Genomic DNA, 13,984 nt, shown 5'->3' on the forward strand with positions numbered 1-13,984 from the left:
TGTAACCTCGGGTAATTTCAAGCTAATGTAATAAATTAATTAACAGGTAACTCTACAAAAAAAGTAGTTCCCGTGCCGCCCGCTGATTCGAACCATATTTTGCCTTCATGTGCCTCCACAATCTGCTTGCAAATCGCTAATCCGATGCCGAAAGATTGCTCGCCCGCCGTGCCGGTCCTGCGGGCATCGTTAGAGTTGAGAAAAATATGCCCTTTGAGGTCTTCGGGGATGCCGATACCGTGGTCCCGGATCGTCAGCAGCATCGAATCCGGCTTTTTCCGGAGTTTTACCTGGATGGCGCTTTCCACCGGCGAAAATTTGACCGCATTGCTCAGCAGGTTGGAAAACACCCGCCAGATCTTTTCGCGGTCCACCGGCACAAGCGCCTCATCGTAGTCGTAGTAGATCGTCTGCCTCTTCTCCCTGCCCTTGTAGCTGAGCATATCAATGCACGAACGGACGATTTCGGCCAGATCTTCGTGGTTTTTGATGATCTTCTTCCGGTCGGGGCTCGATTGCAGTATCTGCCCGATCAGCCCGAATGCCAGCTGGCCCGATTGCTGGATCGCGTCGATGATCATCGCCTGCTCTTCGGTAGGCACCTGGTCCCAGAACAGCATATCGGAGCCGGAGACCATCGCGGCAATGGGATTCCGCAAGTCGTGCGCCACGATCCGCAAGAGGCTTTCTTTCTCGATTTCAGCCTGTTCCAATGCATTCACCGTGTCCTGAAGCGCAATGTTGCTTTGCGTAATAATGCCGTTCAGGTTAGTCACCGCGCGGAGGTTGGCGGCGTTTTTCCGGGCATTGCGCCAGATCAGGTACACGATCACGCTCATGGCGATCGCGATCAGGATCGCGAATTGGAGGAACAGGTCTTCGCGGGCATCCTTTTCGCGCGCCAGCTCTATTTCCTGTTCGTGGTGGATCTGTTGCAGCAGCTGCCCCACGTCGCTACCGGCTTCCGCATTGCTTTGCAGTTTTTGCTTGCGGTCTGTTTCGAGAATATCCGTCAGCAGCCTGCTTGCTTTTTCAAATTCGCCGCGCGCAAGCCAGATCGACGCCTGCATCGTCCGGTAAGATCTCGCCGCGTCGCCCGAGCCCGTGCCCAGGCGTTGGAGCGTATCGAGTTGTTCCTGGGCCTGCCCGTAAGCCTTTTTGTTGATATAAATCTGCGCCAGAAGCTGGCGGGATTCCTGTTCCACTTCCACCGACCAGTCGATGTCCGGGTCGTGTTCGAGGCATTTTTTGATGAGCCTTTCGGCGGTGCGCGTGTCGCCTTTCAGCAAATAGGCTTCGGCCTCGTTCCTCAAAATGACTATCCTTGCAAATCTGATGAAGTTTTTTTCCCTCGGAAACCGGGCCTCTGTGGCTGCAATGAACCGGTTGGCCTGGCGGAAGTATTCGAGCGCCTTCCCGGGCTCGTTGAGGCGCAGGTATGCCATGCCGATATTCCGCATACTGCCCTGTTTTTCAATAAATTCCAATTGAAAATTATCCACTTCCGTGCATTCGGACAGCTCTTTCAGCTCTTGTTTCCAGTATTCGATCGCCTGGTTGTAGTTTTCTTCTTTGAACGAAATATTGGCGATCCTGCTGCTGTACCGGGCGCATTCACAGATCTCTCCCTGCGCCGTCAGAAACGATTTTCCTTTGTAATAGTTACGATAGGCGAGATAATATTCCTTCTGTTTCAGCAGGTCGTCGCCTTTGAGAAGCAATGCCTTTGAATAGTCGATCGGGTTCTGCTCGCGTACGTGTACGGAGGCGAAAAGCCTGAGCAGGCTGTCGGTATAGAGAAGTGCCGCGCGCGCCATCGTAGAATCGCGGTGGCTGAGCACTTTCATGAATTTATAATAGGCAATGCTGTCGTGAATGTCCTTATTGTCTAGCGTCGTCACGAAAGAATCGAGCCGGGCGATGGTTTGCGGGATACCCATCTTGCGCGAATTGCGGTCGAGACTGTCGATCCACGTTTTTAACTCCGCCTCATGATCGTTTTCGGGCGACTTCCGGCACCCCGCCAAACTTCCGGCGAGGAACAGGACGATCAGGACGAGTGTGCCCGGAAAACAACGCGTAGACAGGTGATAAAGCTCATTCATCGCTTCAAAATCGGTTTCTTGCTCATAGTGACCTTCGGACACACCGGCGCCTTTGCGTTTCATCGCATTTGTTCATGTAACTCAGCACATTGCCCCGGGGATCCGCATTGAAAGTAAGCAGAAAGCTACACACAATTTACGCGCTGAAATGTAGAAAAAATTCAATCGCATGAATACCGTGCCTACCCCGTTAACTAAGTTCCCCCGCAGGCAGGCGGCCGCACTTTGCAGCTATTGGTGAAATACAATACTTTTATTACTTATATCCAACTATCACTCAACTTGATGAAGGCTTCGTACCCGGCCATCCTGCTCTTTGTGCTGGCATTCAGCCTGAACCTGGCCGCCCAGAAGCCCGCGTCACCACTCGCGAAAATCTGGCAGCAAAGCCTGCCATTCATCACCAATTATTCCACGGACGATTACAAGGCCGCTTTCCAGAACTGGGCATTGGTGCAAGGCAACAACGGCATCATGTACGCGGCCAATAATTCGGGCGTACTTGAATACGACGGCACATCCTGGCAGCTCACGCCTACCACCGAGGGCAATCCCGTACGATCGCTCGCGAAGGACCCGCAGGGGCGCATTTACGTGGGCGGTTCGGGAGAAGTGGGTTACCTCGCGGCCAACAGCCAAAATAAAACGGTGTTCCGTTCGCTGAAAGCCATGCTCAGCCCCGCCGACCGGAATTTCGGGAATGTGTGGTTCACATTTGCAGGCAAAGGCTCGGTATATTTCGTTTGCGACCAGCACATTCTCGAATTCGCCGGGGGGAAATTCAAGGTTTGGAAAAGCGACATCGGCGCGCTCGGTTTTGCGTGGTATATCCGGGATACTTTATATGTGAGCGTGAGCGGAAAGGGTTTGTTCCGAAAAGAAAAGAATGCGCTGAAACTCGTTGAAGGCGGAGAGGCATTCAAAGGAATGGGACTCACAGGATTGCTGCCCTACGAAAACGGCCAGCTGCTGGCAGTGGGCCTTAGCAAGGAATTCTACATTTACGACGGGACCAAACTGGCGCCGTTCATGAAAGACGGCGAGCGGGTGCGGATTAGGGACGCCGTGTACCACAGCGCGCAGCTCAGCAATGGCGACTATGCCCTGGCCACCACAGGTTCGGGATTTTACATCATGGACCGCCAAGGCACGATCCGCAACAATATATGCCGGAAGGAAGGCCTGTCGAGCGATGCGGTGTACTCGGTGTTTGAGGATGCGGAAAAGGACGTTTGGCTTGCCACCGATAATGGTATCAGTCGGCTGGAAATCAGTTCGTCGCTGCGGGTGCTGAACGAAAACCACGGCCTGGACGAGAATCCGATGGACATCGAGGTGTTTGGCGGCAAGCTGTTCACGACCAACAGCAAAGGGCTGTTCGAACTGACCAGCCAGCCCTCACAAGGGATTGCCAAACCCTATTTCAAAAAGATCGCGGGGATTGACAACCTCACCATGCATTGCCAGACCTACGGCAACGAAATGCTCGTATCCAACTACGACGGCGTTTTTGTACTGAACCAAAACGGGCAAATGTCGCATATCGCGAAGGAAAACGTGGTACGCGTGGAGGAGTCGCGGTCGGCGGAGATGCCCGGGCATTTACTCGTAGGACTGGAAGGTAACGGCCTCACCGAGCTACTGTTCCGCGACGGCAAATGGATACAGGGCGACCGGCGCGACGATATGAAATTTTATTCCGAAAGCTTCGCGCGGGCCGGCGACGGCACCATTTTCCTGAACAGCCGCCGCAATGGCATTTATGAGATCGTGTGGCAAACGCCCGGCCGCGAGCACACGCTGGCGGAGCCGTTCAAACTCATTCACCACGGGCCTGAAAACGGGCTGTCGTCCAACAAAATCCGCTGGCTGGAAAAGGTCGGCAACACGGTGTACGCCTCCACCGACGAGGCCATGCACCGCTATAACCCAGCCAAACGGGCATTCGAGGTAGATCGGGCGCTCACGGCAGGCATAGCGCCTTACAAGGGCGGGTGGATTAATGAAATCATCGCGGGCCGGGATGGTACGATGTGGTTCACATTGTACCACAACTACCAGAGCCAGGTTTTTGGGTATGCTAATAGCCGGTTGCAAAGGTTACCGGTTTCGGGAAGGCTGTCCGATGCGCTCATTTCCAAGGTACACGACAATGGCGACGGCTTTCTGCTCTTTGGCTCGAACAAATGGTTGGCTCTTTTTAACAGAAACCTAAAAACTACTGTTAATCAACACTTTAAAACACTTATCCGGCAGGTTACCATCGATCAGGATTCGCTTGTAGGCTTCCGGGACGGGGCGCCGGAAATTGCCTACGGGCACCGGCTGCGGTTTCGGTTTGCGTTGCCGGCTTATGACCTTTCGTCCAAAAATCAATTCCAGTATTTTCTCGAAGGCTTCCACGATCAATGGTCGGCGTGGTCCGCCGAGCGGTTTGTCGATTTCACCAATCTACCCGAGGGCCGCTACGTGTTCCGCGTGCGCGGTCGGAACGTATATGGAGAAGCGGGAGGTGAGGCCAGGCTGGCTTTCGCCATTTTGGCGCCCTGGTACCGCACCTGGTGGGCTTATGCCGTTTACGCGCTGCTATTGGGCGGGTTCGGGGTGTTGCTGGTGCGGTTCCGTGAGCGGAAGCTGCAAATGGAGAAGCTTGTTTTGGAAAACACCGTCCGCGAGCGCACGGAAAAAATCATGCTCCAAACGGAAGAGCTGAAAGAAATGGACCGTATCAAATCACGGTTTTTTGCCAACATTTCCCACGAATTCCGCACGCCGCTCACGCTCATCCTGGCACCGCTCGAAGAAGAATTGAACAAGAAATCACCCGAAGCCCAGGATAAACTGCTCATGATGAAGCGCTATGCCAACCGGCTGCTCGAGCTGGTGAACCAGCTGCTCAGCCTCTCGAAACTCGAAGCCGGTAAAATGGAGCTGCAAATCCAAAAAAGCGACCTGCGCCGGTTCCTGGGCGTACTGTCCTCTTCTTTCGATTCCCTTGCGCAGCATAAGGGCATCTCGTTTACAACGACCGTCGGCGTGCCGGAAGGCCACTTCTGGTTCGATCCAGACAAGCTGGAAAAGGTGATTATCAACCTGCTTTCCAATGCATTCAAATTCACACCGGCAGGCGGATCGGTCCGTTTCGAAGCGCAAGTAACTCCGCGTGCAGGCAGGCAGATCCTGCACATCGCCGTGGCCGACACCGGTCCTGGTATTGCGCCGGCAGAGCAGAAGCAGGTGTTTGAATCATTTTACCAGGCCAGGCGCACCTCCGAAAATCACGACGGAGGCACGGGGTTGGGGCTCGCATTCGCGAAAGAGCTTGTGAAGCTGCATAAAGGAGAGATTTCGCTGCAAAGCGAGGTGGGCAAAGGTTCGGTTTTCTCCATCGAGGTGCCCGTGGATGCGGACGCCTACGACGCCGCGCAGATCATGGAAGCCGGCCTTGAAGAAAACGAGTGGACGCAGCCCGCAAGCGTTATGACTCACACATTTATGGCAGAGACCCCGATTCATCCGCAGGCTGAAACACCTGCTCATCCACAGCGCGAAACACCGCTCAGCACAAAATCCCAAACCGGCACCGTAAAAGAGCCCGCGCCGCACAGCCGCCCTTCGCGGGAGACGGTGCTCATTGCCGAGGATAATGCCGAACTGCGCGATTACATGGCTTCGCTGCTGGAAAATCAATATACCGTTCTCAAAGCAGCGGACGGCCAGGAAGCGTTATCATGGGCCCGAAAAGTATTGCCCAACCTGATCATCAGCGACCTCATGATGCCCCGGATGGACGGTATGGAGCTCACCGTCAGCATTAAATCCGACGAACGCACGAGCCACATTCCCGTAATCCTGCTTACGGCCAAAAGCGGCCAGGAGTCGCGGATCGACGGCCTGAAAACCGGGGCGGACGACTATCTTACCAAGCCATTTTCAGTAGAAGAACTCACCGTGCGCGTCGCCAACCTGATCGAACTCAGGAAAAAACTCGCGGAGCGCTACCGTGAACGTATCCGGGTACACGTTACCTCTGCCGGGGAAATGTCCCTCGACGACAAGTTTTTGATGAAAGCCAAAGAAATTGTGGAGGCTAATATGGAGGATGCCTTGTTTTCAGTCGAAAAAATGGCGGAAGAGATGAGCCTGAGCCGCACGCAGCTGCTGCGGAAACTGAAAGCGCTCACCGGCCTCGCCCCCAACGATTTCATCCGCGACCTGCGCCTTCAGAAAGCCGCCGAAATGATCCGCCAGAAGGCCGATACGATCACACAGATCGGCTATGCGGTCGGATTTAGTGACCAATCGTATTTCAGCAAGAGCTTCAAGAAAGAATTTGGCGAAACCCCCACAGAATACGCAGCAAGGGTTTCCCAAAAAGAAATGTGATCACGGAACCCGTTTCACAAACCGGTAAATGGCGGTGTAGGGCACATCGGCCGTGGCAGTGGGATCGGTCGGAGGTGCGGACGGTGCACGGCCTCCCGTGGTCGCGATCCTGAAAATGTAACCTACTCCCTGAAAAATGCCGGTCGGTTCCTCGCCTGCTTTGTTGCTCAGCAACAGCCAGTCGATGCTGCCCGGGTCCTGCGAGTGCGTCTTCGCCGGACTGAATGCCTGGCCCCGGATCGTATGGCCTGTGGCTGCGATTTTCCACGTGGGACCTGCGAAATGCGTCCCGATCACGGCGTCAGAGGCATCGTAAAGCTCCGCCTCGGGCGCCACGAACACCCACTCGTACGCGAACGGACTGGTACCCGCCTTCACCTGCGCCTTGTACTTCTGCACACCCACCGCATAATAGGTAGCCACGCGCTCGTAGCCATTTGGATTGGAAGGAAGCGTGAATGCCGCCGGTATCGGCAGGTTTTCGCTGTCAAGAATATGACTTGCGGGCGTCACCGGCCCGGGGTCCTGGTGATCGGTGCAGGCATTCAAAAATGCCAGTAGCATCATGGACGTGATAAGGCCTCCGCTGCGGCGGAGCAATGTGCTTTTTTTCATAGCTGTTTGTAATAAAAATGATTTGAGTGACGGCCTGGATTTGACCGCGTGCAAAACTAAACAGCCCAAGTGCGGCCAGGCTTGTAATCAGGATGCATATCCAGGTAGTTATGCGCGGCGCTGCCGCAGGCTCATTCAGGTGGCGCATAATTACCTGGATATGTGCCGCTAGTACAAGTTTCGGACACTTGCTGCCCCCCAAATTTGCAGCCTCAATCATCTATTATACTCATGAAAAATGTAACATTAATGAAACGCATCCAACGTTCGGCGATCGGACTGTTTGCATGCACACTCGTAACCATCTCCTGCACGGACCACGACGGTCCGCAAGTTCCGGCCGAGCCCGTGGGGTCTTCCGAAGTTGTGACGTCCTGGCTTACCATGCAGCTCAAAATCGCGCAGGCTGTGCCCGGCTCGCCGCCCGCCCTGGCACGCAGGTGGGCTTACAGCGGAGTGGCATTGTGGGAATCGTTGCAGCCCGGATTGCCCGGCTACCAGTCTATCGCGCCGCAGCTGAATGGCCTGCCCGCATTGCCGCAGCCCGACAAGTCGCTCGACTACTATTACCCGGCCAGTGCCAATGCTGCGCTTGCCGCGATCAACCGGTCGATCCACCCGGGTATTTCCGGCGCTACGCTGGCACGCATTGATTCCCTGGAAGCCGCAAACCTGGCAAAGTACCAGCAGCACCAGCAGCCGGGGGTTCTTGCGAATTCGATTGATTTTGGGAAGAAAATCGCAGCAGCTGTTTTCGAATGGTCCAAAACAGATGGCTATGATAACGCATTTCCATATACGCCGCTCAGTGGTCCGGCCTACTGGAAGCCGACTCCGCCCGCATTTGCGCCGGCTGCCCTGGCGAACTGGGGAAAGGTGCGCATGATCGTCCCGAATGCCGATGCGGGAGCGGAACAAGGCGCGCCCATCGCCTATTCGGAAGAGAAAACGTCCGCCTACTACAAGCAAGCCGAAGAGCTGTACACGATTTCGCAGCAGCTCACGACGGAACAGCGCACGATTGCCACTTTCTGGCCGGATAATGCATGGCACAATGTGCTCAGCCAGGTGCTGGCGATCGAAAAGCCGGGACTGGCCGTAGCCGCGAAGGCCTTCACGCAGCTCGGCATCGCGATGTCCGATGGCGCGATCAGTCTTTGCAAAGGCAAATACGTGTACCAGGGCCTGCGGCCGGTGACCTACATCCGCACCGTAATGAACCATCCCGAATGGAACACGGTGATCCCCACACCCGCACATCCGGAATATCCATCGGGACATTCGGTGATGTCGGCGGCCGCGGCGGAGGTGCTGACGCGCATTTTCGGCGAGAACTACCATTACACCGACAAGCCCTATAACCTGCCCGGTTTCGCGCCGCGAAGTTTCAGCTCTTTCGAAGCCGCCGCCGCAGAGGCAGCCGTGTCCAGGGTGTATGCGGGCATTCATTACCGCGAGACTTGCGAGGTGAGCCTGCTGCACGGAAAAATCGTCGGTCAGAATGTGATCGGGGCATTGAAATTCAAACCATAAGACCAGCCCGGGCAGCGCCCCGCTTACTAAAAATGAGCCATGAAAACACTTGAATTGATTACCTTGCTTCTCGCATTGGCCAACACCATAATGCACTATAAGCGAGTCATTTAGTCGAATTTTAAGAAGTATCTGTTAACCATAAATGAAAAATAAAATGAATGCAAACAAAGCACTTTGGGAAAAGGGTGACTTCACCCGTCTGGCAGAAACAATGCGCAACAGCGGCACTGCACTTGTAGCAAAATTGGGCGTAAAGAAAGATATGGATGTGCTCGACCTGGGCTGCGGCGACGGCACCACGGCCCTCCCCTCTGCCCGCCTGGGCGCGAACGTGCAGGGTGTGGATATCGCCCGTAACCTCGTAGCCGCAGGCAATGCCCGCGCGCAGGCCGAGGGACTGACGAACATCACATTCCGCGAAGGCGACGCAATACACCTGGACGACATCGCCGACGAAAGCTTCGACCTCGTGGTGAGTATTTTCGGGGCCATGTTCGCACCGCAGCCTTTTGATGTGGCAAAGGAAATGTTCCGCGTAACGCGGCGCGGCGGCAGGATCGTGATGGGCAACTGGATACCCGGCGACCCTACGCTCGTGGCGCAGATCCTGCGGGTGAGCTCCGCCTATACACCCGCACCGCCGGAGGGCTTTGTGAGTCCGATGCTGTGGGGCGTGGAAAGCAATGTAACGGAGCGTTTCGTTGCCGCAGGCGCTTCGAAAGAAAACATATCCTTTGAAAGGGAAACTTTCACCTTCGAGGCGCCTTACACGCCGGCGGTGTTTCTCGACACATTCAGAAAATATTACGGGCCTACGATGAATGCATTCGAGGCAGCGGCGAAAAACGGGCAGGAAGCCGATCTTCAACGCGAGCTGGAAGCATTGTTCGAAAGCCAGAACCAGAGCGCCGATAAGGGTAAAACCTCCATTCCGGCCACGTTTCTGAAAGTGACGGTCCGACGCTAGCAGCGCGCAACAGGCGGCCTGTTCTCATCTGCTCCGGCAGGCGGCGAACAGGCCGATTTTGTTTTTAATCCAACACCACACAGCGCACACGCTCAGACATTTATCGGCAAAGCATAGTAAAATCCGCATTCAGAAGTTCTTATATGCCAAATGCCGCCAGGCATTCCGCAATCCTGACCCTTAAACCGAGCCCAAGAACTTCATCCTTATGATTGGAATATCCCGATTCAGAAAACATTTTTCCAACAATAACCTCCTCCTCATTCCCGCAATCGCCGCATTTGCCGGCCTGGTAGCTTACCAAACCCGCCAGTCCGACGACCGCTCCTGGGGCGTGTACAAGGCCGATGCCGAAAGTACCAGCTATTCGCCCCTCGACCAGATCAACACATCGAATGTAAGCCAGCTTAAACCGGCCTGGACGCATTCCTACCACGATATGAAGGATGGAAGCAGGCCCGGAAACAGCGAATGCAACCCCATCGTGGTGGACGGCGTGATGTACACCACCTCTGCCCGGCATTGGGCCTATGCGATCAACGCGCGCACCGGGGAGCAGCTCTGGGCGTTCGACCCGTTTGACGGGGCCGAAGGCGGCGGGGTAAGCCGCGGCGTTACCTACTGGGAGGATGGCCAGGACAAACGTATCCTCTTCACCGGTGGAGATAACCTCTTCGCGCTCGACGCCCGCACGGGCAAGCCCATCCCAGGTTTCGGCCAAAACGGCCGGGTGAGCATGAATGTGGGCTTGCGCGACCACCCGGCGACCATTTCGGTGATTCCTACTTCGCCCGGCATTGTGTACAAAGACCTGCTCATTATGGGCGCCGAGGTTTCGGAATTATACGGCGCACAGCCCGGCTATATCCGGGCCTACAACTGCAAAACCGGCAAATTGGAATGGACATTCCACACCATTCCCCTTCCCGGAGAGCCGGGCTACGAAACCTGGCCCAAAGATGCTTATAAATATGCAGGTGGCGTGAACGACTGGGCCGGCATGAGTGTAGACGCCCGCCGCGGCATCGTGTTCCTCGCTTTGGGCTCGCCTTCCTACGACTTCTACGGCGCAGACCGCCATGGCGACAACCTGTACGGCAATAGCGTTGTGGCCCTGGATGCGGCTACGGGCAGGTATATCTGGCATTACCAGCTAGTCCATCACGATTTGTGGGACTACGACCTTCCCGCTCCTCCCAACCTGGTGACCGTCAACCGCGACGGCCAAAAGATCGACGCTGTGGCGCAGGTGACCAAGCATGGGTTTGTATTTGTATTTAACCGCGAAAACGGGGAACCGCTGTTTCCGATCGAGGAAAGAAAAGTGCCGGCGTCCAACATTCCGGGCGAGCGGGCCTCTCCTACCCAGCCATTCCCGCTGAAACCCAAGCCTTTTGCACGACAATGGATGACGGAATCCGATTTGACGCATTATACCGATGCCGGCCATGATTCGCTCGTGAAGAAATTCCGCTCCATGCGCTATGAAGGCCTTTTTACACCGCCCGACCTGAAAGGCACGCTTATGCTGCCGGGCACACGCGGCGGTGCCGAATGGGGCGGCGCTGCCTACGAGCCGGCCTCGACGGTGCTTTTTGTAAAGTCCAACGATTCGCCCGAAATACAATCAATGAAGAAGGTAGACCCTGAGCAGGAGGCCAAAGACCAGACGGTTTTCGACCAGGGCAAAACATTGTACATGACCTATTGCATGGCCTGCCATGGCAAGGACAAGAACGGCGATGAGCCCAACTACCCGTCGCTGATCGGCCTCCGCAGCCGCATGACCCGCGAGGCGGCGCTCGACAAGATCAAAAAAGGCGGCGGCAAGATGCCTGCATTTGCCTCGGCGATCAAGGGGAAGGAAAAGGGCATCATCGCATTCCTGTTCGACCGCCCGCAAAATTCCGCCAAAGTGACGAAGCAGGAAACCGGACAAACACAAAAAGGCGCCGACAAATACCTGAACCTAACCGCCTACGGCCATTTCAGAGATCCGCAAGGCAACCCGGCGCTGCGTCCGCCGTGGGGAACACTCAATGCAATCAACCTCAGCACGGGCGACTACGAATGGCAGATACCACTCGGCAACGACGAGAAACGGCAGGAAAACGGCGGCCCCGAAACCGGCCAGGAAGGCTCGGCGGGCCCTATCGTCACCGCCGGCGGACTGATATTCATCAGCGGAACGCTGGACCGCAAGCTTCGGGCATTCGATAAAAAGAACGGCAGACTCGTTTGGCAAACTACGCTCCCGGGCGTGGCCAATGCTACTGCCTGCACGTACATGAGCGGCGGGAAGCAGTATGTGGCGCTGTCGGTGGGTGGCACGAAGGAGAATCCGTCGGGTTTTGTGATGGCGTTTGCGGTGCCGTAAACGGACGGAAGTTTTGTGATAAAGAAGGTGTACCCCGTGTCGTGATGAAGCGCACGGAGTACCAAACCCTTCCTATTTTCTTTTCACCTCGTAGGTGATATGGGTCGTTAGGGCCGAAGGCTGCACGTTTTTAATAGTGAATTCAAACCGGTCGATATCGATATGGTCGAACAGGCGGATGCCGCTGCCGAGCATCACGGGCGACTGGTGGATGGTGAATTCATCAATAAGCCCTGCGTTCAGAAACTGCTGGATGATGTCGGCGCCGCCCTGAATGCGCACGTCCCTGTCGCCGGCTGATTGTTTCGCCTTTGCAAGAGCGCTTTCCAGGCCGTCGTTCACGAAGTAAAATGTGGTGCTGCCGTTTTGCCGCCAGGGCTCGCGCACTTCGCGGGTGACTACAAATACATCTCTTTTATATAAATCTTCCGGCCAGTTTACTTCGCCTTCGTCAAACATCCTCTTACCCATGACATAGGCGCCGGTGCGCGCAAAAGTGTCGTCGATCAGCCGGCTATCGTCGCCGTACTCCTCGCCGCCTTCAAATCCCAGATTTTTGAAAAAAGCCTTTTGCTTGTACATCCAGAGATGGATTTGCGTCCCGCGGTCGCCGAGCGGGTTTTGCGGCCCCCTTTTTTCGCCCGCGAAAAAGCCGTCAAGTGAAATCGCATTGTCAAAAAATACTTTACTCATCTGTTTTACCCTGTTGATTGAATTGAACGGTCAAAACTAAAAACCGGTAAAACGAAAAAATTGGATATTTGCGACACGGCACTTTTTTCCGGTATTATTCAGGGTCGAACCGCCAGATTTCGTTGGAAACGTTGCCATACGTGGAGCCCGTGGCTACATAAGCCACGCCATCGATCACAAAAGAAACGGAACTGGTGGTGGCCGCGCCGGGGAAGTCTTTCTTTCTCGACCATTTATTTTTCGCAGGGTCGAATTCAAAGATTTGCTTGTAAGAACCGTTGGCATTGCAGATATAGCCCTTCCCATGAACCGAAAACCCGGTCCCTTCGTAGCCTATCGACCTGATATCGGCCCTTCGAGTCCAGCTGTCCTGCGAAGCGTCGTATTCCCACACGTCCACCAGCCCACGCCCGTAGCCGGGATTTCCCCCCACGAGATAGCCTATCCCATTGATCACAAAACCCGCCGCCGAGGATCTGTCTTCACCCGGAAAATCCTTTTTAACCGTCCATTGATTGGTTACCGGATCGTATTCCAGGACCTGCTTCGAGTAATCGCCTGTGATGATATAGCCTTTGCCGTTCACCGCAAGCCCCACGGCGTTGTTGTTCCACAGCCTCGGGATATCCGCTTTTCGCGTCCAGCGGCCGGTAGCCGGGTCGAATTCATAGAAATCGTTGCGGAGGGAAAACGTGTCGGTGTTGGTGCCATATCCCACGTAGGCCTTGTTGCCGATAGAAAAACTGAATGCTTCCCTGCGCGCGCCTTCGGGGAAATCCGCAACGCGGTTCCAACTGTTTTTTTGCGGGTCAAAAGCCCAGTTGTCGCGCAGGTAACGGTCATACCCGGTACCGTTCGAAATGTAGCCGGTGTTGCCAACGGAAAAGCCGACGGCATCGAAGCGACCTCCGCCGGACAGTTCGCCATTTTGGTCCATTTCCCGGTTAGTAAATAAAATGTGTCCTTACTTACGGCAACTTTTTGATGCACTTTCACCCGGATGTTACCCGTTGCGGCGCCCTCCGGCACGCGTACGCGCAACGTGTCGCTGCTGGCATAAAACGGTTGAGCCTCACCCGTGTTGAAGATTACCACATTACCGGCAGCATTTTTATCAAAATTCCTGCCCATGATATACACAACTGCTCCCACGGTGTCCTCGCGCGCAAAGAAATCCAGTATTTCGGGCTCGGGCAGATCGGGAATTTCGGTGACGGATTTTTTACAACCAATGAAAGAGAAGGTCAGGAAACTGATCAGCAGAAGGGCAAGGAGTTTCATTTAAATGCTTTGGTACAAGGGAAT

The 13,984-nt window shown here is 55.1% G+C and carries 8 protein-coding genes and 1 pseudogene; 4 read left to right on the top strand and 5 right to left on the bottom strand.

Going from position 1 to position 13,984, the window contains the following annotated elements; translation table 11 throughout:
* Positions 1–35 precede the first annotated feature (35 nt).
* The gene (locus DFER_RS07920) at positions 36–2,168 is read right to left on the bottom strand and encodes a sensor histidine kinase (protein WP_015811103.1); all 2,133 of its coding nucleotides are present in this window, start codon (positions 2,166–2,168) and stop codon (positions 36–38) included.
* A gap of 222 nt (positions 2,169–2,390) precedes the next feature.
* On the opposite strand from DFER_RS07920, the gene DFER_RS07925 reads away from it, so the two are divergent.
* A complete protein-coding gene (locus DFER_RS07925) occupies positions 2,391–6,491 on the top strand; it encodes a response regulator (protein WP_015811104.1) in 4,101 nt (1,366 codons plus the stop codon).
* On the opposite strand, the gene DFER_RS07930 is transcribed toward DFER_RS07925, so the two are convergent.
* Complete coding sequence (locus tag DFER_RS07930; RefSeq protein WP_015811105.1) at positions 6,492–7,106, bottom strand: DUF3455 domain-containing protein; 615 nt, start codon at positions 7,104–7,106, stop codon at positions 6,492–6,494. It abuts the gene before it with no gap.
* Between the two features lie 249 nt (positions 7,107–7,355).
* On the opposite strand from DFER_RS07930, the gene DFER_RS07935 reads away from it, so the two are divergent.
* The 3 genes from DFER_RS07935 (at position 7,356) to DFER_RS07945 (ending at position 11,986) form a co-directional block, all read left to right on the top strand.
* The gene (locus DFER_RS07935; RefSeq protein WP_041736118.1) at positions 7,356–8,639 is read left to right on the top strand and encodes a vanadium-dependent haloperoxidase; all 1,284 of its coding nucleotides are present in this window, start codon (positions 7,356–7,358) and stop codon (positions 8,637–8,639) included.
* A gap of 145 nt (positions 8,640–8,784) precedes the next feature.
* The gene (locus tag DFER_RS07940) at positions 8,785–9,609 is read left to right on the top strand and encodes a class I SAM-dependent methyltransferase (RefSeq protein ID WP_015811107.1); all 825 of its coding nucleotides are present in this window, start codon (positions 8,785–8,787) and stop codon (positions 9,607–9,609) included.
* Positions 9,610–9,817: 208 nt separating this feature from the next.
* The gene (locus DFER_RS07945) at positions 9,818–11,986 is read left to right on the top strand and encodes an outer membrane protein assembly factor BamB family protein (protein ID WP_015811108.1); all 2,169 of its coding nucleotides are present in this window, start codon (positions 9,818–9,820) and stop codon (positions 11,984–11,986) included.
* Between the two features lie 72 nt (positions 11,987–12,058).
* Here DFER_RS07945 and DFER_RS07950 read toward each other — a convergent pair whose 3' ends face one another.
* From DFER_RS07950 to DFER_RS30865, 3 genes and pseudogenes are all read right to left on the bottom strand, one after another.
* Positions 12,059–12,679: a dihydrofolate reductase family protein gene (locus DFER_RS07950; RefSeq protein WP_015811109.1), complete on the bottom strand. Its 621-nt coding sequence runs from the start codon at positions 12,677–12,679 to the stop codon at positions 12,059–12,061.
* 94 nt (positions 12,680–12,773) lie between these two features.
* The gene (locus tag DFER_RS30505) at positions 12,774–13,616 is read right to left on the bottom strand and encodes a Kelch repeat-containing protein (RefSeq protein ID WP_015811110.1); all 843 of its coding nucleotides are present in this window, start codon (positions 13,614–13,616) and stop codon (positions 12,774–12,776) included.
* Between the two features lie 98 nt (positions 13,617–13,714).
* Positions 13,715–13,960 (bottom strand): annotated as a pseudogene (locus tag DFER_RS30865) (hypothetical protein); the annotation flags it as partial.
* Positions 13,961–13,984 lie beyond the last annotated feature (24 nt).

This window comes from Dyadobacter fermentans DSM 18053, assembly GCF_000023125.1.
Taxonomy (GTDB): Bacteria; Bacteroidota; Bacteroidia; order Cytophagales; family Spirosomataceae; genus Dyadobacter; species Dyadobacter fermentans.

Excerpts from the sequence above, each read along its gene's own strand:
- DFER_RS07920 (WP_015811103.1), bottom strand. The coding sequence starts at position 2,168 with ATGAAACGCAAAGGCGCCGGTGTGTCCGAAGGTCACTATGAGCAAGAA.
- DFER_RS07925 (WP_015811104.1), top strand. The coding sequence starts at position 2,391 with ATGAAGGCTTCGTACCCGGCCATCCTGCTCTTTGTGCTGGCATTCAGC.
- DFER_RS07930 (WP_015811105.1), bottom strand. The coding sequence starts at position 7,106 with ATGAAAAAAAGCACATTGCTCCGCCGCAGCGGAGGCCTTATCACGTCC.
- DFER_RS07935 (WP_041736118.1), top strand. The coding sequence starts at position 7,356 with ATGAAACGCATCCAACGTTCGGCGATCGGACTGTTTGCATGCACACTC.
- DFER_RS07940 (WP_015811107.1), top strand. The coding sequence starts at position 8,785 with ATGAAAAATAAAATGAATGCAAACAAAGCACTTTGGGAAAAGGGTGAC.
- DFER_RS07945 (WP_015811108.1), top strand. The coding sequence starts at position 9,818 with ATGATTGGAATATCCCGATTCAGAAAACATTTTTCCAACAATAACCTC.
- DFER_RS07950 (WP_015811109.1), bottom strand. The coding sequence starts at position 12,679 with ATGAGTAAAGTATTTTTTGACAATGCGATTTCACTTGACGGCTTTTTC.
- DFER_RS30505 (WP_015811110.1), bottom strand. The coding sequence starts at position 13,616 with ATGGACCAAAATGGCGAACTGTCCGGCGGAGGTCGCTTCGATGCCGTC.